Genomic DNA, 788 nt, shown 5'->3' with positions numbered 1-788 from the left:
GGCAGTGATGCGTTTCTGACCTTGTCGACGCCTGCGGGTGATTATGATGTTTATGGCGAGAACCGAGGGGCGCGGTTGCTGCAGACCGTGGCGGACGAGGATTTTCAGGTCGAGGCGCGGTTTCTGAGCACGCCGTCCGAGCGGTACCAGTTGCAGGGCTTCCTGGTTGAACAGGACGCGGACAACTGGCTGCGCTTTGATACCTATTCTGACGGCAACAACCTGAGGGCCTTTGCGGCAATCACCGTCAATGGAAACTCCTCTCCTGCATTCAACGTGGTGATCCCCAGTGGCAGTGCCGAATATCTTGATCTGACGCGTTCGGGGGATACCTGGACCTTCCGTTACTCAGCTGACGGGGTGAACTGGACCACCGCCGGAAGCTTTGGCCATGCGCTGAACGTCACGGCCGTGGGGCCGATGGCGGGCAGCACCCAGACCAGCGCGGGCTATACCGCACAGGTGGATTACTTTGAATTCGCCAGCGACCCGATCGCGGATGAAGACGGGGGATTTGTGCCCGCGCCGCTGCCGCCCGAGGCAAGCGATGATACGCTGGCAGCGCTGCCAGACACTGCTCTGGCTATCGATGTAACGGCGGATTTGCTGGCCAATGACAGCGACCCGAACAATGACCCGCTGAGCCTGGCAGGCTTCACCCAACCAACCAACGGCTCGGTAACCGACAATGGGGACGGCACCCTCACATACACACCCAATGCGGGCTACGAGGGAACCGACAGCTTCACCTACACCATCACAGACGGAACCAATACAGACACCGCAAC

1 protein-coding gene is annotated in these 788 nt (G+C 60.2%); it reads left to right on the top strand.

The window, feature by feature from the left end; translation table 11 throughout:
- Positions 1–788, top strand: a 788-nt coding sequence (locus ACR0ER_RS25620) for an Ig-like domain-containing protein (protein WP_480771274.1), incomplete at both ends; no start/stop codon positions are given.

It is taken from the genome of Ruegeria sp. CH8, assembly GCF_056536985.1.
This window is presented reverse-complemented; position numbering and strand designations above follow the sequence as displayed.